The organism is Treponema denticola ATCC 35405, from assembly GCF_000008185.1.
In the GTDB taxonomy this organism is placed as follows: Bacteria; Spirochaetota; Spirochaetia; order Treponematales; family Treponemataceae; genus Treponema_B; species Treponema_B denticola.
Genome location: NC_002967.9, coordinates 2,714,422 through 2,736,405, shown reverse-complemented (window position 1 = coordinate 2,736,405; position 21,984 = coordinate 2,714,422). Strand labels below are relative to the sequence as shown.

The following is a 21,984-nucleotide window of genomic DNA, read 5'->3' as shown; positions in this document are numbered from 1 at the left end:
AAGGAGGAAAAAAAATGTTTAAAAGAGTTTCTTTGTGTTTGTTTTTGTTTGTTCTATTTACGCCTATTTTTGCTCAAAACAATGTTAAGACAAATGCTGAAATTGTCATCTTAATGGATACGTCAGGAACTATCCTTCCATACTATGAAGACATTAATAATCGTGTTTTGTCTGAAATTAACGATAAATTTGTAAGGAAGGGCGATACGGTTCATGTTTTATCCTTTAATGCAGATGCACGTTATGAAATGTCGCAAAAAATTAACAGCGAAAAGGATATGTCCAGGGTTGTTTCAAGGTTTTTGCTTCTATACCAGTTGGGAAAAAGCTCGGACTTTTTAACTGGACTTCAATATGCCCGCCAATACGGTTCGAATTTACCCGATACAAAAGAAAAAATACTGATTATAATTTCGGATGGAATTTTCAACCCGCCCGAATCAAGTCCTTATAAAAATTATACTGATGATCAGATAAAAAATGAAATAGGGCTTCTCGCAGGAAGTATCAGAAAAAAAGGCTGGAAGGTCTATTATGTTAAACTGCCTTATCCTGCCGATGCCGTGATACGAGGATTGGACGGCAAAGAATTTTATAATCCCGGAGGCGGATATGCCGGAACAGGCAGCGGTAGTTCGGGCTCTCAAGGGGCCGGCGGCTCAATCGGAGGAGGTTCAACTTCAGGCACTTCCGGCTCTACTTCGAGCGGGGGCGGCTATGCCGGCGGAAGCACAACTTCAGGCACTTCCGGCTCTACTTCAAGCGGGGGAGGTTATGCCGGCGGAGGTTCAACTTCAGGAACTTCCGGCTCTACTTCGAGCGGAGGCAGCTCAACCGGCGGAAGCACAACCTCAGGCACTTCCGGCTCTACTTCAAGCGGGGGCGGCTATGCCGGCGGAAGCTCAACCTCAGGAACTTCCGGTACCGATCAGGGCGGTTCAGGTAATACCGGAACAGGACAGGGCAGTCTGACCGATGTTTCAAAGGATTTTAAAGAGGCCTCGGGAGCCGCAGGCAGTGAGCTTCCTAAGGATGAGAATGGAAAATTTACAATTACGGACAATGCGGAAGACCTGCCTCTAATCAATTTCCCTGACGAAGGACTTGAAGCTCATGGTAATAAACTTGCTTTTTCTTTTGAGGTAACAAATAACTCCGATGAAGATGTAGAGCTTTATTTAACTCATATTGTTATTGATAACGGCGTTAATATCAGCAAAATACCTGTTGATTCACAAAATACAAAGATAAAAGCAAGCGAAAAGGATGTGCCGATTAGAGTTTCGGCACTTCTTCCTGATGAATATAAAGAAGGTAATTATAATATTATTATGAGGCTTGAATTCGCAGAGGGAAAGAGGGTTTTGCCTCAGGTTATGGAGACTTCCTTAGCCGTTTTCCCGACAAGCTTCCAAAGACTTAAAAATTCTAATGCTCTTTGGTTTATCCTTCTTGGCCTTATCTTGCTTCTTCTCCTTATATTCTTGATTGTCTTCTTTACGAGGAGAAGAGGTTCAAGCCCGTCTTCCAATCAAGTCCGCTATGCGGCTGCAGGCAGTCAGATCAATTATCAGGAAGAGGATAAGAGGTATCCTCATAAACTCTCGGAGGAAGATGACCATGCAAGCCGTTTAAATGGCTTTAATTCTGCTTCATCTAATACGTCAATCTATTCTGAAACCAAAAACTTTGCGGGTGACGGAGGTTCTATTTATTCTGCAGATAATTTAGATCGGGTTGCCTCACAACGACAGGATGATGAAGTTTTACGCCGCCGTGTCTTAGCTGCTTCTTTTGCCGCAAAGGAGCCGAGAGGGACGTATATGTCTCCCGCCAACTTCTTTGAAACAATAGAAATAAAGCGTAATAAATCCGGCATGACGGAAATTTATGTTTTAAATCAAAATAGAAATATAGGAAGGCGTAATATCCATGTTATGAAACCCGGTACGAGCTTGACTTTGGGCGGAGGCAAAACCGATAACTTCCTAATATTCTTAGTTCCTTTCCCTGCACGTTTGGCTCAAGTTAGATATGACGGGCAAGATTATCATCTGGCTATTCTTAAGCCTAAGTACTTCCCATATGAGAAGTCGAATGTTGTAAATAACTGTATCAGTAAAACCGTTACCATTGTGTCGGATAAGGGATATCATGTTTACTTTACCTTTAGAGAGTATGAAAACCCGACTGAAAAATTGAACAGTATCTTGACGTCGATAAAATACGATAAGTAATGTTTTGATTATAAAAAAAGCCGCGATCTTATTTTAAGATTGCGGCTTTTTGTTTAATTACTTTCTATGATTCTTTTAAATTTTAGAAAGGTTTTTATTCGGTTTTTAAAAGTTCTGCTATTTCGCTTCTATTCCATCTTAGGGCAACTTGATAAGGTGTTTCTCCTGCCGTATTTTTTACATCAAGCTTTATACCGGGCAGAGCCAAGATGTCCTTTAAGGTTTGTACATCTGCAAATTTGGCGGCGTAATGCAGCATTCCTTCTCCAAGTGTATCTGTCTGTTTTAATGAGAACTCGGCTGCTATAGGAGTGAAGTCAGGATGATGCATAAAAATCTCCGTTATAGCGGAAACTCCCTTATTGTTGACTATAAAAGGATCCGCTCCTCCTGCCAAGAGCGCCCGTGTTATTTCTTTTTGACTGTTTTGAATTGCAAGTAAAAGAGCTGTTTCTCCGTTTTTATTTCGCTTATTTACGGGATATTTCTTTTTCATAATTCTTTGGAAATAATCAAGGCTTACTCTTTCCTTTACTGCTATGTGGAGAGGTGTGTCTCCATCAGTGTCAGCTAAAAGGCTGTCATTTCCGAGTACCAGATCTACAGTTCTTATATTTTTATTTAAGGCGAGGCTGAAAGGTGTTTTTCCATAGGCGTCTTTGGTTAAAGGATTGCCTCCTGCATTACGCACAAGAATGATGCTTTCTTCCGAAATTTCTACAGCTTCATGCAGGGCTGTTCTTCCGTACATATCCTGCTGAACGGGAGAGGCTCCATTTTTTAATAAGAGGTCGATAGCTTGGGTTTGATTTGCAAGTACGGCTTCGGATAAGGGGGAGCGGCCTGTTTCATCGGCTGCATTTACGTCAACCTTGGCTTTTAAAAATATATTGATGAATTTTATTTCGCCCTGTTTAGCCGCTTCATGTAAAACCGTCTTTCCTGCAAGATTTTTTGCATTTATAAGCCTTACATATTCTTCCGTGTCCTTACTTAAAATAAAATCGGCGGCTTTATATGCAGACCATCTTACAGCTGCATGTAAAATCGTATTTCCTAAAAAGTCCCTTGCATCCAAATCGGCTTTTTTTGATACGCCTTCACCTAATAAGGCTTTTATGGCCTCAGGGCTGTCGGTTCTGACTGCGTTAAAAAGAGGTGTTTCATTATTTGTATTTCTTGCATTTATATCCGCTCCCTTATCGATTAAATAAGGTATCATCGGTAAAATCTGCCATTCTGCAGCAAGATGAAGGGGAGTGTTCCCCGCTCCGTCTCCGGCACCTATTGTGTGGGAGTTTATCATCCAATCTTCTCTGCCTTCGCGTAAGGTAAGGGCAAATTTTAAGGGACTGTCGCCGTTTAGATTGGCATAGAATATATCTGCATTGTTTGCTATCAATATTTCTCCTGCTTCGCGGTAGTTTTTTTCGGCAGCTATATGAAGGGGCGTGTTTCCCAATTTATTACGCGTATTTATTAAACTCTTTTTTTCTACCAGATAATAAATAATATCGGAGCTTGCCCTGTGGCTGACTGCCAAATGAAGAGGGGTAGATCCGTTGGAATCCCTTTCCGTGCTGTTTTTTTCGGTAACAACATGTTCGACCATCGGCAGCCCCATACTTAATGAATGAATAAAAGCTGATTCACCCGACTTATCCTCGGCATGTATGTCGGCTCCGTGATTTATCAAAAAATCCACTTGCTGTGTTTGATTTCTGTCGATAGCCAAAATAAGAGGAGTTTGTCCCTTTTTATTTCTTTCATTTATGTCGGCGCCGGCTTTTAACAGCTGGTCAAGGATGTCGTCATTCATTCCGATTCGTGCAGCAACATGAAGAGGTGTTTCTCCGTAGTTATCTTTAAGATTAGGATTGGCTCCTGCAGTAATAAGCTCGTTAAATAATTTTGAGCGTGAGGCTTCCGGCATAACCAAATGGAGGGCTGTGTTTCCGGATGAGTTACGGCTGTTTGGATCGGCTCCGGCCTGTAATAGCAATATAGCGGCTTCCGTATTTCCGTTATAAACGGCTTCCTGCATCGCTGTTGAGCTTGAGATATCCTTTACATCTATCGGAACCTTGTTTTTAATTAAGAATTTTAAAAATCCGGTATAGCCCTTTCTTGCAAAAATATGAAGGAGGGTTTCTCCGTCTGCAAAACGCATTGAGTAGTTGCGGGCAAGGCTTGCCGTTTCAAATTCAGCAAAATCCTTTCCCATTGGCTGTATGCCTGCAAGTAAAAGAATGGATGCAATTTCGGCTGAATCTTCAGCATTATTGTGTTTGTAGGCTATGGCAAGCGGGCTTAAGTTTTCTTTATTGTACACGGTTTCAGGGGGGGCAATAGCCAGAATTTGCTTGGTAAGCTGTTTATCCATCGCTTTTACTGCAAGATGCAGGACTGTGTCTTGATTTTCATCTTTTTGTTTTATGGTTTGAGCCGTCAAAATTAAATTGGGAACATTATTTTTACAGGCTGTATCGAAAGGCTTTTCGCCCTCATTATCTTTAGCAAATATATTTGCATTGTATTCAACCAGAACCTTAACGGCATCATAAGCCGAATTGTTTAGAGCTGCTGCAAGAGGTGTTGCTCCGGTGTTATTTTTTGCTTCTATATCGGCATCCATGTTTATTAAAAGGCGCACAATTATAGGATCGTTTTTAACGGCGGCAATATGTAAAAGACTGTTTCCCTCTTCATCCTTCATGTTTATGGCAGAGCTGTTAAGTCTTTCCTGTAATTCCTCCGATTTTCCTGCCTTTATAAGATCAATTAAAGTTTCTTCTTTCGCAGGAGCGGTTTTACACGACATAAAGGTTGCCGCGATTAAAATTAAAATAAATGCGAGTCTAAATATTTTTTTTGTTGTGAGAATAATATTCTGCATAAGCGTATAGCCTCCCAGCTTTAATATCGGCTTTAGTTAAAAGCCTCTTTAGAAGGGAGTCTTTTAGAAAGGCTCCTTTTAAAAGGGGCTTTTTTTTGAGGCTATCGGTTGATTTTGTTGTCGACTGCAGCCTTGATAAAATCCCTAAACAGGGGATGGGGCTTGTTGGGCCTTGAGGCAAATTCCGGATGGAATTGTACGGCGACAAACCAAGGATGGCTTTTTAGCTCAACGATTTCCACTAAGTTGCGTTCAGGATTTAGCCCCGAAAAAATCATATCCGAATTATCGAATTTTTCTCTGTAAAGGTTGTTGAACTCGTATCTGTGACGGTGCCTTTCTTGGATTTCGTGGGATTTATAGGCCTTTTCTGCGAGAGAGCCTTCTGCTATCATACATCTGTATAGGCCTAGGCGGAGGGTGCCGCCGATTTTTACATCTTTTTGATCGGGCATTAGGTCTATGACGGGATTTTTAGCATTTTTATCGAATTCGGAAGAATTAGCTTCTTCGATGTGCAGGGCGTTTAAGGCATATTCGATGGCCGAAATCTGCATACCTAAGCAGATTCCGAAATACGGAATTTTATTTTCGCGGGCAAATTGGGCCGTTAAAAGCATTCCGTTGATGCCCCTGTCGCCGAAACCTCCCGGCACTATGATTCCGTCTGCATCCTTTAAAAAGGCAGCAGCATCTTCCTTAGTTTCTATTTTTTTGGAGTCAATCCAAAGAAGTTTGATTGAGGTTTTATGGTAAATACCGGCTGCCGTTAAGGCCTCTGCAACGCTGAGATAGGCATCGGGAAGCTCTACATATTTTCCTACAAGGGCAATGGTTATTTCTTTTTCGGGATTGTAGTAGGTTTGAACCATTTTTTTCCATTCTTCCAGATTAGGCTCTTTATTTTCAATATTGAAAAGCTTACATAAAACTTTTCCAAGGCCTGCTTCTTCCAGCATCAGCGGAACTTCGTAAATAGATTTTGCAGTTAAGTTTTCGATTATTGCATCTTGAGGAATATTCGAAAAAAGGCTTAGTTTTTCTCGAGTCGATTTTGAAAGGCGTTTTTCGCTTCGGCAAATTAGAATGTCCGGCTGGATACCGAAACTTAAAAGCTCTTTTACGCTGTGCTGCATCGGCTTTGTTTTGATTTCGCCGCATTCTTTTAGATAGGGTAAAAGGCCTAAGTGAACAAACATGCAGTTTTCTTTTCCGACAGTGTAGCGGATTTGGCGGATAGCTTCGATAAAGGGTAGAGCTTCTATATCTCCCACGGTGCCGCCTATTTCGGAAATAACAAAGTCGGCTCCTGTTTGTTCAGCCGTTCCTAGAATTCGGGACTGGATTTCGTCGGTAACATGAGGAACAACTTGTACGGTGCCGCCGTTATAGCCTCCGGCTCTTTCTCTGTCTAAAATGGCTAGATAGACTTTTCCGGCTGAGGTACTGTTAAATTTATGCAGGGGAACATCGGTAAATCTTTCGTAGTGGCCCAGGTCGAGATCTGTTTCGCCCCCGTCTTCCGTAACAAAGACTTCACCGTGCTGGTAGGGGTTCATGGTACCCGGATCTACGTTTAAATACGGATCGAATTTTTGATTGACTACGGAATATCCGCGGCTTTTTAAAAGCATTCCTATAGAAGCTGCCGTTAGGCCCTTGCCTAAAGATGAAACAACTCCGCCTGTTATAAAGATAAACTTAGATTTCATAATTTTCCCCCGACCAAAAAAAAACGGCTGAGCCGTTTTTAGGCTTCCAACCGTGCTTTAGTATAACTTATTTTTGACTTATCCGCAAGGGGGCAGTTTGAATTTAATTATACGAACTGCAATTTAGCAGGTAAAATTTGTGAGTCTATCTAGGTTACAGCTTTTCAATTTCGGACTCGGGAAGACCGGTTATTTCTTTAATTAAGGCTGTATCAAAGTTTTTTAGCTTCATAAGTTTGGCGGTTTCTATTGATTTTTGCTTTAAGCCTTCAGAAAATCCCTTATATCTAGCGTCCATCTCAAAAGTAGACATTAATCTATATTCTTGCCTTGCTTGTTCATTTTGTTTTACTGTTTGTATCATTTCTTCTATCCTCCTTGTAAATTCACTTTTTGCCTTACCTGTTTTAAGGTATTCTAAAAATTCCTTTAATTCTTTGTTTTCAGTGTCTTTAAAGGCCTCTGCATTTATTATAACCTTTTTTGTTCCATCTTGTAAAGATGTGTTTTTATCTTCAAGACAGATGTTTTCAAAAGTATAAACAGGTTTGTTTTTACCGATAGCATCAAAAGTGCAAATCAACAACCCCGATGCAGAGCATCGGGGTTGTTGTTCTCATAAGGTGGTTGCAGTCGGTTTTAATACCCTTTGTTACGACGCAGAGCGTCGGGGTATTAAAACCTCCGCACGAATAAAAATTATAAAGCTGTCATTTAAATTGTTATAGAAATTCCCCTTATCCAAGAAGGAAATATCAATGGCTGCTTGATAAAACCTAATTCTTTTAGGTATATTCTTCTCGTTGCTTACCTGCATTTCAACGTCGTAGAATTTACCGTTTTCTGTCTGCACTAAAACATCAAACCTTACGGATTTTGCTTGTTCGTATGTGTTAATATTGTGCTGTACCGAAATATAAGCAATCTTACCTATTGTAGCTGATAGTATCATTTCAATCAGTCCTTTGCATAAGTCAGGATTTTGCATAACTTTACAGAACATAAAGTCATCCTGTAGTGTTAAATCTTCAAACCTTTTTACCATTTTTTTCTCCTTGATTTTTTTATTTTTCTCCTCCCCATTATATTTATAGAAAATATTTGAAAAAAATAGTAAGTTAGAAAAAGATTTTTGTAATCAATGCAGTTCAAGTTATTTGCCATTCTCTTAAAAATCTGTTATAATCCTTAAAGATAATTTAATAGGCGGTATGGTTTGGAACACGGCGGGGTTTTGTCCTATAAAAAGAAGGACGAAGTTTTAATTGATTTTAGTAGTAATATAAATCCTCTAATGGCACCTAAGGGCTTAAAAAAGGCCTTAAGTGCCTCTTTTAATAACCTTTTGGTTTATCCCGATATCCGTTACCGCTCGCTAAAAAAGGTAACGGCTCAATATTTAAAATGCAGACCTGAAAATATTGTTTTGGGGAATGGGGCTGTAGAAATAATCGATAATTTTTGTTCAATGTTTAAGAGGGTTGTTTTATGCACGCCCTGTTTTTCGGAATACGGATTAAGGGCTCTTGTGCATAATAAACCGGTTTTAGAGCTTCCTTATCTTCCCGATTTTTTGCCCGATATTGCCGGCCTTGAAAAAAAACTGAGGGCGGGCGACCTTCTCATCTTGGGGAATCCGAATAATCCCACAGGCTTAAGAATAGAAAAAACTGCTCTTTTACAAATTTATTCTCTTGTACAAAAAACAGGGGTTTTTTTGCTTTTAGATGAGGCTTTTTACGAGTTTTGCCCGCCTGACTATGACAGCATAGCTCTGTTTAAAAAAGACGGCTATAAAAATATCTGTATAATAAGGGCTGCAACCAAATTTTTTGGTCTTCCGGGGATACGCTTAGGCTATGCCTGTACCTCAACCGATACGGCAGCCGCTCTTTCTAAAATCGAGATGGCTTGGCACATAAACGCCTTTGCAGAAGCTGCCGCTCCTGCAATCTTTTTTGATGAGGACTTTATAGCAAAAAGCAAGGCCTATATTCAAAAAGAAAGAGTTTTTTTGCTCGAAAATATTGAAAAATACGGAACAAGCGGCGAGATAAAATTACAAACTTATAAAAGTCAGTGCAATTTTATTCTTCTTAAAGTTTTAAATGCAAAAGATGAAGATGCTTTAAAGTTTTTTGAAAAAAAGGGAATCTTAATCAGAACCTGCAGCAGTTTTAAAACTCTCGGAGATAATCATATCAGAATTGCCGTACGTTCTCATAAAGATAATTGTAAATTTATTAACGCAATAAGCTCTAAAAGGTCAAAATAAACATCCCGTATCTGTATTGTAAAATTTATAAAAATGTTTTATAATGGCTTCGGGTGGTATAAAGTTTATTATGGAAACATTTGTCGAGGAAGCTTCAACATACGAAAAGTGTATTCAAAAAATTCAAGAAAAGTATGGGCCGAATATAATGATTACCCGCCGCGAGGTAAAAAGAAATGAAGGCTTCCTTAGTCTTTTTAATAAAGAAACGATAAGGTTGAGTTTTAATATTCAAAATGAAGCCTTCGTTCCCAAATTCTCAAACAATGAAGAAGAAGTTAAATCTAAGTCAGCTGTTGCTCCCATAAAACCTTATTCTCCGGCAAATCTTGCAGAAGAGCGTTTAAAAATAATGAAACTGGCTGCGGCTCAATCGGAAGAAATGGCCGAGAAGATGATGCCCTATATCGAAAAGCTTGAAAATCAAAGCTCTTCTCCAATAAAAACCGATATTGAATCTAAGGAGTTTAAAAACCTTGCAGAAACCGTTGAGAGGCTGGTAGAAGAAATAAGGCTAAAGAACTCTCCTTCCCAGGAGCATGAAAATATTTCGAAAATTGCGGCTCTTTTGGAAGAAAATGATTTTACCGCTAAATATATCCGCTCCATAAAAGAAAAGATATCTAAAAATTTAAGTTTAGCCGAATTAAACGATTTTGAGCTTGTCCAAAAAAAAGTTCTTGACTGGATAGCTTCTTCCATACAGATAAAACTTGAAGAAACAAACAATGACGATCCTTCTAAAAAGCAAAAACTTATTGCCTTGGTCGGGCCCACAGGTATAGGAAAGACTACAACTCTTGCAAAACTTGCTGCCTATTATATTTTGGCTGTTTCTAAGCTTGAAAAGCGCTCTCTTGATGTGAGGGTAATAACTATCGATCAATACAGAATAGGTGCGGCCTTTCAAATAAAAAAATACTGCGAGCACATGGGCATTCCGCTTATCATAGCAACCGATCCATTAGATTTACACAAATATCTCGATCTATATAAGGATTCTGCCGATATTATATGTATAGATACGACAGGGCGAAGTCCGACCGATCCCGAAAAGATACTTGAGATGCAAAAGTATTTCGATGAGATAGAGCCGGGCCGGATTGAAACCCATCTTGTAGTAAGTGCCGTAACTAAGGCTGCCGACATAATCGAAATAATAAAACAATATTCCGTTTTTAATTTTTCGAGCCTTATAATTACAAAGCTTGATGAAACGGCTCATGTTGGCAGTATTATCAGTGTATTGGATGAATACAAGATTCCTGTCGCCTATATAACCGAAGGCCAAACAGTACCCAAGGATATAGCTAGGGCTTCCAAGCTTGTTTTGTTAAGGAAACTTACAGGGTTCTCTTTGGATTATATCAATGAAAATTTCAATGACGAAATTTCTATAGTATGGAGCTAAGATGACGGATCAGGCAGAAGATTTAAAAACATTAATGAAAAATAAAAACAGCAGTGATAAGGCTGTGCTTTCAGACCTTCCTCCTAAAAGGAAGTCAAGGATTATTGCCGTAACCAGCGGAAAGGGCGGAGTCGGAAAAACAAATATTTCAACAAATATGGCTATTGCTTATGCCAAGATGGGAAAAAACGTTATTGTAATCGATGCGGATCTTGGCCTTGCAAACGTAAATGTTATGATGAACATAATTCCGAAATTCAATCTTTATCATGTAATGAAAAAACAAAAGAAAATGTCGGATATCATAATCGATACGGAGTACGGAATAAAATTTGTTGCCGGAGCTTCAGGTTTTTCAAAGATTGCAAATATGGAAGAAGCCGAAAGGTCCGATTTTATTAAAGAATTATACACCCTTGCAGAGGCGGATATAATAATAATCGACACCAGTGCAGGTGTTTCCAAAAACGTCCTCAGCTTTGTTGCTGCCGCCGATGAGGTTGTTATTGTTACCACCTCGGAACCTACGGCTATAACCGATGCTTACGGAATTATAAAAATAATCGCAACCGAAGTTGAAAACTATGATTTAAACCTAAAAATGGTTGTAAATCGTGTAAATTCCGCCCTTGAAGGGAAAAAAATAGCTGAACGCATGATACAGATAGTAGCCCAGTTTTTAAACCTAAAAGTCGAGTACTTAGGCTTTATTTACAATGATCCTGCGGTTGAACAGGCTGTCTTAAAGCAAAAGCCCTTTTTTATATCTGCTCCGAAAAGTAAAGCAGCGAGTTGTTTGCGTCACATAGTTGCAAAACTTGAAAAAACGGATTATAATGAATATTCAGGCCTTTCCGGCTTTTTACAAAAACTGTTTGGAAGAAAGTAGGAATAGATTTAAGTTTTTTAATTTAAAATTAGGAGGTTACCGGAGTCGTGGCAAAATTTAGAATTCCCCTCATATGTACAATAGCTGCTTTGGCTCTGTCTTTCCTATTAGGGCTGATAAGCGGGGTACGCTTTTCTACGATACTCTTGCGTTCACTTATCATCTCTTTGATAAGCGGAGGCTTTGTTTTAGGGGCTCAGATTCTTTTGGATCATTTTGTGCCGGATCTATTTCAGCCCGTTAATGCTGAGAAATCGGCAAAAACAGAAACCGGTAAAAATTTGAATATAAGTATCGATGAACCCGTAGAAATGCCGTTTATAGATGATGAAGAATACGATCCGGAATCGGATATGATAGAGGCTGAACCGGTAGATGAGGATTCGATATCGGATGATGCCACAGAGCTGAGTGACGCTGACTTGATCGATGAAGATTTTGAGAATATAAAGGATGACTCACAAGCTTCTGCATCAAAAAACGGTGTTTCAAGTGGAACCGAAAAAAAACAAGAAAAAAATACTGTAAAAGAATTGGAAGAACTTCCCGACTTGCAGGATTTTATACCTGAAGATGAACCTGAGCAAGATGATCAGATGGACTTTACTCAAAGAGGAACTTCCGCATTTGATGTATCAACGGACTTAGCGGGTTCAGGGATGGATACGAATACTATGGTAAATGCTATTCGTACTGTGCTTAAAAGGGATTCATAAATTAAAAAATAAAAGGTGTGGGTAATGGCAAATACGGATTATGAAAATATACCTGAAGAAGAACTTTGGGATAAATACAAAAAAACCTCAGATCCTAAAATCAGAGAATATTTTATTTTAAAGTATGCTCCATTGGTAAAATACGTCGCCGGAAAAGTCGGTATAGGAATGCCTACAAATGTAGAATTTGACGACTTAGTCGGTTACGGCGTTTTCGGCCTTTTGGATGCTATAGAAAAATATGATCTCGATAAAAACGTTAAATTTAATACCTACGCCGTTAATAGAATAAGGGGAGCTATCTTTGATGAGCTGAGATCTATAGACTGGGTTCCCCGCTCGGTACGTCAAAAAAGCCGCGAAATTGAAGAAACAATTGCCGACTTGGAAGCTCGTCTAGGCCGCTCTGCCTCAAACGAAGAGATAGCCTATGCAATGGGCTTGGATATTGAAGAGTATAACTCTCTACTGCTTAAAATATCTGCAACAAGCGTTATTTCTTTGACCGATTTAAGGTTTTCTAATGATGATTCGGAAGAGTTTTCGGTAGGAGACATAATTGAAGCTCCTTCTTCTTTGAACCCTGATGTGATTGTAGAGCGTGAAGACATAAAGAGGGTAATAGTTGAAGCTATTAAAGAATTACCTGATAGAGAGAAAAAAGTTTTAATTATGTACTATTATGAGGATATGACTCTTAGGGAAATAGGAGAAGTCCTTCATGTAACCGAGTCCAGAGTTTCTCAGATACACACAAGCGCAAATATAAAATTGAGAGCTAAGCTTTCTAATGTTACAAAGGGCATAAAATAGGGGGGATTATGGTTAGGCTTAATCAAATACAGGAAAAAATGTCTGAAATGCACGAACTGGATTCCGGGCGTTTTTTTGTTGATATAAGCGGAGAAACCCTTGATGAGGCCCTTGCAAACGCAGCTATACAATTAGGTATGCCCGTTTCATCGATAGACTATGAGATTCTGCAAAAAGGTGCTTCAGGTTTTTTTGCTATAGTTCCAAAAGAATGGAAGATAAGAGCCTACGAAACCGTAAAAGTAAAGAAGCCGCAAAATATCGAAGACGAAAAGGTTGAGACCGAAGATATAATTGAAGATGGAACTGTTATTAATAAAGACGGAATGGGATATGTTTTCTGTGCAGCCGACGGTATTTACTTTAAGGTAACTGCTCCCTCAGGTACGGGCCATGCTTTCGATATAAAGGCTGCCAGAAACAAGTTTAGGGACAGGGCTCTCCCCATTCCGGAGGACGATATTCTTAATCCCATATTGGAGGAGAAAACCGGAGAGTATGTCAGGGTTGCTCCTTATAAACGAATCCCGGGCAATGATGCTGCAATGGTTGTCAACATAAGCGATGACGAAATGAAGGCTTATCTTTATGTTACACCCCCGACAACCGGAGGCGTCGATCTTTCCGCAGATACCATTATCGCATTCTTAAAGAATAACAGGATAATAGTCGGAATAAATGAAGAGAGGGTCAAACAATTCCAAGATTCTCCCGTTTATCGTGAAGATTATCTGGTAGCGGAAGGCATAGCTCCTCAAAACGGAGCCGATGCAAAGATTATTTATAATTTTGAGGTAGATAATACACGGGTCCGCTTGCAGGAAACCCGTTCCGGGCAAATCAATTTTAAGGAATTAAATCTTATTCAAAACGTTGTTGAAGGACAGCCTGTAGCTCAAAAGGTCCCGGCTCAAAGAGGAAAGGCGGGAAAAACCGTTACAGGAAAATATCTTGAGGCCCTTAACGGAAAAGATGTTGCAATGCCCGTGGGCAAAAATACAAAGATTGCTGCGGATGGTTTAACTATAGTTGCAGAAGTAAACGGACAGGTTCTTTTAGTCAAAAATAAGATTACCGTACAAGAAATCTATGTAGTTGAAGGCGATGTTTCAATCAGAACCGGAAATATTACATTCTTGGGTTCGGTCTTTGTAAACGGAAACGTAGATGACGGCTTTGTTATAAAGGCTTCGGGAAATATAGAAGTTAAGGGCTCGGTCGGCAGGGCGGAGCTTGATACCGAAGGCGACATAGTTGTAAGTCAGGGTATCATGGGCAAAGAAGGCGGCGTAATAAGAGCAGGCAAATCTATCTGGTCTAAATTTATTCAAAACACCGATGTTGTTGAAGCCGGAGACATGGTTATTGTTTCGGACGGTATTATAAAATCGAATGTAATGGCTAACCGTAAAATTATATGCCGCGGAAAGAAGGCAGATATAATAAGCGGCAATTTAAGCGCCTCCGAATCTATCTCGGCAAGGAATTTAGGAAGTGTTTCAGGCGGAAACGATCTTATGTTAAGTGTAGGATTTGACCCGAAAAGCAAGGAGCGCTTAAACTTCTTGCTCCAAAAACAGGAAATGGATCAAAAAAGCTTGGAAGATTTAAAGCTTAATCTAATGAGCCTTGAAGAGCTTAAATCCAAGCGGGGAGAGCTTCCAAAAGATAAAGAAGAAAACTATAACAAGATGAACGAGTATAAATATACTCTTCAAACCGATATTCACGAAGTACAAAAAGAAATTACCCAAATAAAAGAGTATTTAAATACGTTGAAAAATCAAGGCAGGGTTTCCGCTTCCGGACATGTATATCCGGGAGTACGCATAGTTATACGGGATACCACCGAGGATGTAAGAATGGATTGTAAGGCTACTACATTCTATCTTGACAAGGGAATTGTGCGTTACGGAAAGTATCAAGAAGAGAACGAAGAGGATTTTAAGAAGGTTCCAAGTGGCTATTCAACCAATTGATCTGCAAACTCTATATGCTCAAATGGCTAAGGTAGGCAAACAGCAGGGGGCCGAACAGCAGCTTGCTTCTATGGTAAAGGATGCCCAGCAGCAGCAAAATAAAATCGATGCAGAAAAAAGATTGAGTACCGTTCAGCTTGTAGATTCCGACAGTAATAATAATCTTAGAATCAATAAGGACGGCAGGTCTCCCGATGAGGAAAATAAGGGAGGGGAGCATCCAAAAAAGCAGAACACGGCTCAAATTGAGCAGGAACCGGATAGCGAAGAATATATAAAAGACCCTTCATTGGGACAAAGAGTGGATATTTCAGGATGATGACAGTTATTGCGATTGTTTTATTGGTATTAAATATTTTTTTAATCTTCTTTTTTTATTTTAAGTTTAAAAATCAATTTTCGGATAGGGCTTCAATCAATAATATAAAAAATGAAACTCAAAAACTTGTTGCTCAAATTGCTTTTCAAACCGATCAGTCCGTTACAATAATGGAAGACAAGATTAAGGAAGTGAACAGCCTTGTCCTTGAGCTGGATAAGCGTATATTGCTTGCGGGAAAAGAAGAAGAAAAACGGAGCGCTGCCGAGAGGGTTTACGAAAGCCTTGCCGAGGCGGCTAAAGCTAATGCTTTTTCAGGACTTGATCCGGATGCTTTTGTAAAAACTAAAAAGCCCGTAATTTCAAACGAGAGTGTAAAAGAAACGGAGCGTTCAATAGAAGTGAATAAAAAAGAAAATCCGCCTATCGATAACGAACCTATTAAGATATATACAAAACAAATTCTGGCCCCTAAATCGGGAATTGTCCCCGACCAAACTGCTTCAATGAAGGAACAGATAATTGAAATGGCTAAAAAAGGCCTTTCAATAGAGCTGATAGCCGAAAAAGTCCCTCTTCCTACCGGCGAAATAGAGCTGATTATTTCGATGAATACTTAATTATCTAAAGATTTTTCCTTTATTTTATTGCGTCTTTTTTTGATGATAATTACCGCAACAGCTATAATTATAAGTATAAATATCCAAAGATAAAGGATGCCGATAATTATATCGCTAAAAAGACCTATTCCTTCCTTTACGGCATTGAGGGCCTTGGTAAAGAAGGAAGGTCTTGCTATACTGCTATTGATAATTTGGTACATTGAAATATTTAAGGTGCTGTAATTTACGGATTTTTGTAAATAACGTAAACGGCCTTCAATAGCTTCAATATCGGAGCGTAAATCTTGAATTTGGTTTTGCACTTCTAAAATGTCTTTTACCGTTTTTGCTTGGCTTAGAATTTTTAAATAAGTTTGTTCGGTTTCTTTTTTTACCTTTAACCGGGCAAGTCCGTCTACAAATTCTTCCGTAACATCTTCAACCGTAATGTTTTTATTATCAAGTTTTTTAATACCTATAGTAAGCTCATTTAAAAGATTATCAAAATTTTCTTTTGGTATTCTAATACTGATTGTCTGCCTAATATTAGACTGAAAATGCTGTTCATCTTCTTGACTTATATAGGCTTGATATTTTGTTACAAGGTTTTCGATTGTTTCCCTTGTTTTTTTTATATCCTCGGTTTCAAATTCTATAAAACCTGTTTTTATAAGTTTTCTTTCGATATTGTCGTTATCTAAACTTGCAGTATTTACTGCATCAGATTCTTTTTTGTCTTCCTTAAAGGCAGAATCGGATGATGAACTTTTGGATTCGGCCATGTAACTTTCAGCTCGGGTGCTTTTACCTGTTTCATAAGCTGCCTTTTTCCCTCCGCACGAAAGAAAAAGATTTAGTACCAGACTTAAACATAAAAAAATAAAAGCCTTTTTTTTCATCTTATTTATCCCCCATCGGCAAAAGTTTAACATAATTTATTTTATTTTACAATGGGAGCTGTTGAGAAGTGTACAAGGGTGTACGTTGCTCAAGTATTTTGCAGTTAAACAAAAAAACTGCATTCCCTTACAAAAAGACTGAAGGTGTGTTATAATACAATCGATGAAGGAGCAGCTATGAGTACGGACTCTTTTTTTCAAGAAATGGAATTTCACATTAACGGAGATGTCCGCAAAAAGTGTAATTTAAGGTCGGTTCTTTTTTCTTCATGCGGAAATGTAATATTTGAAAATATTTCCGAAGTTCATAATTTTGTTTTTAATTTTAATTCCCTTGTAAAGGAAGGCCTTTTTGGAGAAGGTCAAGCTCATTTAAAAGCAGGCGAATTAAATGCGATGGGAATTTTAGATGAAGTTCTTCATTATGTTTTAAGGCTTTACCGTCAAAATATTGATGCCGATTTTTTTGTTAAAGGATATGAATTTATCGAAGAAGAATTTAAAAATAAAAGTCTTCATAGTCTTGATTTTTTATTAAAAGAGTTTTGTAAAGATTTCCCCCCAAAGGATGTTTACACGGATAAGCTCTCCTTAGATGAGTGGTTTGAATCAAATGATGGTTCATCAAATGTACCCAATAAAGTGCTGGCCTTTGAAGAGTTTATTTTACTCTGTCTTGCAAATAGAAATCCTGCAAATGCACAGTTTGAAGTTTTATTTAATAATTCAAATTTAAAAACAATAGATTCCTACGGCATTTTTTGGGATACGGTAAAAAGATGGTCAAAAAAAAATAGGCCCATAGGACGCCGATTAGGAAAAGAACAAAGCGGCCTTGATATTCTTTCTTTTTTGGAAGAACCTATGAACCGCTGTCCCGACAGTATTTTAGGCCAGCTTAATTATGTAAAAGAAAACTGGAGCCGGTTTACACAAAATATTTTACTCAAGGTTTTGGGTGCCGAGGACTTAATAAGGGAAGAAGACAAGGCCGGCTGGGCTCCGCCTCAAGGAGGAAGCTTTGATGTTCCGGTCTACACCTTTGAAAATCTGTTAAAAGAATACGAGGCTTTTACTCCCGATAAAAATTGGATGCCCAACTTGGTTTTAATAGCAAAAAGCACCTTGGTTTGGCTGGATCAGTTAAGTAAAAAATATTCCGCCCCGATTACGCGTCTCGATCAAATCCCCGATGAAGAGCTTAAATTTTTTGCAGATTCGGGAATTACCGGGCTTTGGTTAATCGGTGTTTGGCAGCGTTCCGAGGCGAGCCGCCGTATAAAAGAAATTTGCGGAAATCCTGATGCGGCCGCAAGTGCCTACAGTATCTATGACTATGACATTGCAGAAGAACTAGGCGGCTGGCCGGCTCTGACTAATTTACGAGAAAGAGCTTGGAAATTCGGAATCAGGATGGCCGCCGACATGGTTCCCAATCATACGGGCCTTGATTCCAAATGGATTATGGAAGAGCCGAATCTATTTTTGCAGACAAGGGATAAGCCCTTTCCTTCATATAGTTATGATGGTGAAAATCTTTCCCGGGATGAAAGAACAAGCGTTTATCTTGAAAACGGTTACTATTCAAAGACGGACTGTGCCGTAGTTTTTAAGCGTGTCGATAACTATTCCGGGGATGTACGCTATATTTATCATGGAAATGACGGCACCGGCCTCCCGTGGAACGATACGGCCCAAATAGATTTTTTAAACAGTGAAGCCCGCGAAAAGGTTATTCAAAAAATTCTCCATGTCGCAAGGAATTTTCCTATTATACGCTTTGATGCCGCTATGGTTCTCGCTAAAAAACATATTCGCCGCCTCTGGTATCCGGCTCCAGGTTCAGGCGGAGACATTGCAAGCCGCTCCCGCTATGCCCTCTCTATTGAAGAATTTGAAAGGAGAATCCCCAAAGAATTTTGGAGAGAGGTTGTAGACCGCTGTGCAAAAGAAGCCCCCGACACCCTCTTACTTGCCGAAGCTTTTTGGATGATGGAAGGCTATTTTGTCCGCACCCTCGGAATGCACCGCGTATATAATTCCGCCTTTATGAATATGCTCAAAAAAGAAGAAAACGCAAAATACAGGGAAACCATAAAAAATACCCTCGAATTCGATCCTGAGGTGTTAAGGCGTTATGTCAATTTTATGAATAACCCCGATGAAGAAACTGCTATAGCCCAATTCGGGGACGGAGATAAATACTTCGGTGTTTGCACGATGATGTCGGCTATGCCGGGGCTTCCCATGTTCGGACACGGTCAGCTAGAAGGCTTTACCGAAAAGTACGGCATGGAATATAGAAGATCTTATAAGGATGAGGCTGTAAACTCCGGCCTGCTTGAAAGACATAAAAAGGGAATTTTTCCTCTTTTAAAAAAACGATATATTTTTTCGGGCGTTGAAAAATTTAGACTCTTTGATTTTTGGAATGAAGGAAGCGTAAACGAAAATGTTTTTGTTTGGTCGAATTTTTTTAACGGAGAGCGCTCATTGATTTTTTATAATAATGCCTATGAAAGAGCATCGGGCTGGATACAACTTTCGGCGGCTTTTGCCGTAAAAAATGCACAAAATGAAAAAGAATTAAGGCAGGAAAATCTTATGGACTCTCTTAATTTAAATTCGGGAGAGGACTATTTTACGGTGTTTTATGAGCAGCGTTCTTCCTTATTCTTTTTAAGAAAAAATTCCGAGCTTGCCGAAAAAGGCTTTTTTGCAGCTTTGGACGGTTATCAATGCCAAGTATTTTTAAATATCAATGAGATTAAGGATGATGAGGGCTATTATAGGGAGCTATATCAAAAAGCGGACGGACGGGGTTTTAAAGATATTGAATTTGAAATAAATAAATGTAAGTATGGCGGTCTTTACAATACTATTCAAGATTTATGCGCTAAAGACTTATTCCCTCAAATTTCGGATTATTGTGGTACCTATAAAAAAGAAGCAATTGAAGATGTATCAGAAAAAATTGAAGATATATCAAAAAAACTTTACCCGAGATTATTGAATTTTTTTACTACCTTTGAAGAAGTGTTTTTTGAAACCTTTCATTACGATGAGGAAAAAGAAAGCTTAAAAACCATTAAAGAAAAAAACAAGATGCGTACTTTGTGCTTTAAAAATTCTATTGATTGCTTTTTATATCTTTGTTCAAATGAGCCTTCTTTGATCGATGAAAATATTAAGGATGAAAGTCTTAAGACCCAAGAACGGCTCTTTATAAATGCTCTTAAGACCTTGGTTTTTGACACAAGAGAGAATGTACTTTTGTATATGGCCAGTCTTTTATTGTCAGCCCTGTTTAAATTTTTCCCTAAAGAAAAGATTAAACTGTGCCGTTTTGATCTTGCTTTTGCCGAGCTGCTTTGTTCTTTCGGGCTTCCCGAAGTAAATTCAAAAAGTACCTTATTTTTGTTAAGCCGCTTATTTTGCTTACCTGAAACTGAGAAAAACTTTTTTGAAAATTCGGGTTCAAGCAAGGATTGCGTTAAGGATTTTATGGATTTTTGTGTACATGATGAAGTAATAAAAAACTATTTAGGTTTAAACGAGTGGAATGGGGAAATTTGGTTTAATAAAGAATCTACTGAAAGGCTGATTTTGGTAAATATTTTGTTTAAACTTGTATGGGAAGAAAGGCCTGAAGATAGTCTATTCAAATGCAATATTTTATCTTTAAACTTTTATGCAGGTATCTATTCGGATATGACCAAGATGTTTTCGGCTGCCGAATATAAATTAAAAAATATTATTGATTTTTCAAGCGAAAAGGCCTAGTCTTTTTCGGCGTTTTCTTCTGCATATTTTTTAAATTCTTCCTCACTCATTTTATCCGAATAAATAGGGTAGAGGGCTTCTACCAGTTCTTCAAGTGTGGGAAATTTAGCTCCATCAAGTTTATATGACATAAAAACTACCTCTCCATATATTCTAGCATATTTTCAATTTCTTTTTTAGATGCCTGTATCTTTTTTATATTTTTTATAGGTTTGTCTAAACCGCTCATGTATTCCGGTTGATTAGGTTTTTCGCCGCAGGCCTCCTCGATTATATCGGCTTCAAAGGCCGGATGATCTTTTGAAATAAGAACAAGGGTTTCCGGGCCCTTATTTTTTAAAATTTTACTTTTGATGGCGGCTCCATAGGCTGCAGCCGTCGAAGTATCTATCATAATTCCATATCGTTGATAGGCCTTTCTTATGAGCTCCTTATAATCCTTCGGATCTACCTGCTTAGGAAAAATCAAGGCCTTCATAATTGCCGGGCTTATTTCAAAAATCTGTTCCAAGCGCTCAATATTTGAGGGACTTACAGGATCTGCTGCACTTCTTTGGCTCAAAGGAATTTCCATTGTTTTGCAAAAGCAGTCTCCGTCCTTGTTTACCGATAGTTCAGGCGTAGAATCGGTAATAAACCCGTTTAAGGAAAGACCGCTCTTCCATGCAAAAAGCCCCGCTGCAAGGTTTCCGTAATTACCGGAGTGAAGGGCGTAATAGATTTCGCCGAAAATGTGTTTTTTAAAGCGGGTAAAAGCATAAAAATAGAAAAATATTTGGGGTAAAAGTCTGCCTATGTTTACAGTATTTGCTAAAGTCAGACCGTATTTTTCTACAAGATTTCTGTCAAGATATACGGACCTTTTTAAGTTTTCGACATCCTTTACATCTCCCTCACATTCTACAGAGTAAATAGAGCCGCCGTTTTCTGCTAAATATTCTTCCGGTATACCGGAGGCATAACCTTTGGGGTGAATTAAAAGAGTCTTTACCCTTTTTTTGTTCCAAAAAGCGGCCGCCATACTTTGACCGTTTTTTTTGGTTCCTGTTCCTAAAACTATGGCTTTTTTATCGGTTATGGTTAAAATATGTTCAAGAACTGAAGCAAACCATAAAAAGCCGAAATCTCTGTGGCAGCCGGTCGGCCCGTGAAAAAGGTCCAGCAAAAAGAGTCTTTCATCCAATTGGCGCACCCTCGGACTGTAATTTCCAAAAGCTGAAACGGCAATACGTTCCGAAACGGCAGGGCTGAATTCCTCTCGCAGGATTGCAGAGGTTAAGGCTCCCGTAATAGATGTAAAACTTGAAGTTTCGTTAAGATGATAGGTCCAATCACTTAAGTCCAAGGCTTCTTTGGGTATATAAAGCCCCCCGTCTGCCGGCATACAGTTTGTTACTGCCTCATAAAAGGATACAATCTTATTATTGTTTCGTGTGCTTACTAAATCCATGTT

At 38.8% G+C, this 21,984-nt stretch carries 15 protein-coding genes and 1 pseudogene; 10 read left to right on the top strand and 6 right to left on the bottom strand.

The window, feature by feature from the left end; translation table 11 throughout:
• The first annotated feature begins 14 nt into the window (after positions 1-14).
• On the top strand, positions 15-2,237 hold the full coding sequence (locus TDE_RS12680; protein WP_002680730.1) for a vWA domain-containing protein: 2,223 nt from the start codon (positions 15-17) through the stop codon (positions 2,235-2,237).
• Positions 2,238-2,331: 94 nt separating this feature from the next.
• Here the strand turns inward: TDE_RS12680 and TDE_RS12675 are convergent, their stop codons facing one another.
• From TDE_RS12675 to TDE_RS13330, 3 genes and pseudogenes are all read right to left on the bottom strand, one after another.
• Entirely contained in the window at positions 2,332-5,133 is a 2,802-nt protein-coding gene (locus tag TDE_RS12675; protein ID WP_010957294.1) for an ankyrin repeat domain-containing protein, read from the bottom strand.
• Between the two features lie 101 nt (positions 5,134-5,234).
• On the bottom strand, positions 5,235-6,845 hold the full coding sequence (locus TDE_RS12670; RefSeq protein WP_002667101.1) for a CTP synthase: 1,611 nt from the start codon (positions 6,843-6,845) through the stop codon (positions 5,235-5,237).
• 154 nt (positions 6,846-6,999) lie between these two features.
• Positions 7,000-7,833, bottom strand: a pseudogene (locus TDE_RS13330) (Rpn family recombination-promoting nuclease/putative transposase).
• A 228-nt stretch (positions 7,834-8,061) separates the two neighbouring features.
• Between TDE_RS13330 and TDE_RS12655 the strand changes: the two are divergent.
• The 8 genes from TDE_RS12655 to TDE_RS12620 are packed head-to-tail and all read left to right on the top strand — an operon-like array spanning position 8,062 to position 15,867.
• Positions 8,062-9,120 carry a pyridoxal phosphate-dependent aminotransferase gene (locus TDE_RS12655; protein ID WP_002680725.1) on the top strand — a complete coding sequence of 353 codons (1,059 nt, stop codon included), beginning with the start codon at positions 8,062-8,064 and terminating at the stop codon, positions 9,118-9,120.
• Between the two features lie 43 nt (positions 9,121-9,163).
• Positions 9,164-10,531, top strand: coding sequence for a flagellar biosynthesis protein FlhF (flhF, locus tag TDE_RS12650; RefSeq protein ID WP_002673507.1), 1,368 nt, complete (start codon positions 9,164-9,166; stop codon positions 10,529-10,531).
• A gap of 1 nt (position 10,532) precedes the next feature.
• A complete protein-coding gene (locus TDE_RS12645; RefSeq protein WP_002680723.1) occupies positions 10,533-11,420 on the top strand; it encodes a MinD/ParA family protein in 888 nt (295 codons plus the stop codon).
• A gap of 47 nt (positions 11,421-11,467) precedes the next feature.
• Positions 11,468-12,136, top strand: a complete 669-nt coding sequence (locus TDE_RS12640; protein WP_002673509.1) for a hypothetical protein — start codon at positions 11,468-11,470, stop codon at positions 12,134-12,136.
• A 24-nt stretch (positions 12,137-12,160) separates the two neighbouring features.
• Positions 12,161-12,949 (top strand): RNA polymerase sigma factor WhiG, encoded by a 789-nt coding sequence (gene whiG, locus TDE_RS12635; RefSeq protein WP_002667112.1) that lies wholly within the window; start codon positions 12,161-12,163, stop codon positions 12,947-12,949.
• An 8-nt stretch (positions 12,950-12,957) separates the two neighbouring features.
• Positions 12,958-14,928 carry a FapA family protein gene (locus TDE_RS12630; protein WP_002667114.1) on the top strand — a complete coding sequence of 657 codons (1,971 nt, stop codon included), beginning with the start codon at positions 12,958-12,960 and terminating at the stop codon, positions 14,926-14,928.
• A complete protein-coding gene (locus TDE_RS12625) occupies positions 14,909-15,247 on the top strand; it encodes a hypothetical protein (RefSeq protein WP_002667116.1) in 339 nt (112 codons plus the stop codon). Before TDE_RS12630 ends, TDE_RS12625 begins: the two co-directional genes overlap by 20 nt.
• Complete coding sequence (locus tag TDE_RS12620; protein WP_002680722.1) at positions 15,244-15,867, top strand: hypothetical protein; 624 nt, start codon at positions 15,244-15,246, stop codon at positions 15,865-15,867. The genes TDE_RS12625 and TDE_RS12620 overlap by 4 nt, the downstream gene beginning before the upstream one ends.
• Here TDE_RS12620 and TDE_RS12615 read toward each other — a convergent pair.
• Positions 15,864-16,748, bottom strand: coding sequence for a DUF4349 domain-containing protein (locus TDE_RS12615; RefSeq protein WP_002680721.1), 885 nt, complete (start codon positions 16,746-16,748; stop codon positions 15,864-15,866). The genes TDE_RS12620 and TDE_RS12615 overlap by 4 nt on opposite strands.
• 177 nt (positions 16,749-16,925) lie before the next feature.
• Between TDE_RS12615 and TDE_RS12610 the strand changes: the two genes are divergently transcribed.
• Positions 16,926-20,531 (top strand): alpha-amylase family glycosyl hydrolase, encoded by a 3,606-nt coding sequence (locus TDE_RS12610; protein ID WP_010957290.1) that lies wholly within the window; start codon positions 16,926-16,928, stop codon positions 20,529-20,531.
• Here the strand turns inward: TDE_RS12610 and TDE_RS13390 are convergent.
• Both TDE_RS13390 and TDE_RS12605 read right to left on the bottom strand, forming a co-directional pair.
• Positions 20,528-20,662, bottom strand: coding sequence for a hypothetical protein (locus tag TDE_RS13390; RefSeq protein WP_002673521.1), 135 nt, complete (start codon positions 20,660-20,662; stop codon positions 20,528-20,530). The two genes, TDE_RS12610 and TDE_RS13390, sit on opposite strands and share 4 nt — an antisense overlap.
• Positions 20,663-20,667: 5 nt before the next feature.
• Positions 20,668-21,981, bottom strand: a complete 1,314-nt coding sequence (locus TDE_RS12605; RefSeq protein ID WP_002673523.1) for a threonine synthase — start codon at positions 21,979-21,981, stop codon at positions 20,668-20,670.
• Positions 21,982-21,984 lie beyond the last annotated feature (3 nt).

Excerpts from the sequence above, each read along its gene's own strand:
- TDE_RS12615 (WP_002680721.1), bottom strand. The coding sequence starts at position 16,748 with ATGAAAAAAAAGGCTTTTATTTTTTTATGTTTAAGTCTGGTACTAAAT.
- TDE_RS12680 (WP_002680730.1), top strand. The coding sequence starts at position 15 with ATGTTTAAAAGAGTTTCTTTGTGTTTGTTTTTGTTTGTTCTATTTACG.
- TDE_RS12620 (WP_002680722.1), top strand. The coding sequence starts at position 15,244 with ATGATGACAGTTATTGCGATTGTTTTATTGGTATTAAATATTTTTTTA.
- TDE_RS12605 (WP_002673523.1), bottom strand. The coding sequence starts at position 21,981 with ATGGATTTAGTAAGCACACGAAACAATAATAAGATTGTATCCTTTTAT.
- whiG (WP_002667112.1), top strand. The coding sequence starts at position 12,161 with ATGGCAAATACGGATTATGAAAATATACCTGAAGAAGAACTTTGGGAT.
- TDE_RS12675 (WP_010957294.1), bottom strand. The coding sequence starts at position 5,133 with ATGCAGAATATTATTCTCACAACAAAAAAAATATTTAGACTCGCATTT.
- TDE_RS12610 (WP_010957290.1), top strand. The coding sequence starts at position 16,926 with ATGAGTACGGACTCTTTTTTTCAAGAAATGGAATTTCACATTAACGGA.
- TDE_RS12630 (WP_002667114.1), top strand. The coding sequence starts at position 12,958 with ATGGTTAGGCTTAATCAAATACAGGAAAAAATGTCTGAAATGCACGAA.
- TDE_RS13390 (WP_002673521.1), bottom strand. The coding sequence starts at position 20,662 with ATGTCATATAAACTTGATGGAGCTAAATTTCCCACACTTGAAGAACTG.
- TDE_RS12670 (WP_002667101.1), bottom strand. The coding sequence starts at position 6,845 with ATGAAATCTAAGTTTATCTTTATAACAGGCGGAGTTGTTTCATCTTTA.
- TDE_RS12645 (WP_002680723.1), top strand. The coding sequence starts at position 10,533 with ATGACGGATCAGGCAGAAGATTTAAAAACATTAATGAAAAATAAAAAC.
- flhF (WP_002673507.1), top strand. The coding sequence starts at position 9,164 with ATGGCTTCGGGTGGTATAAAGTTTATTATGGAAACATTTGTCGAGGAA.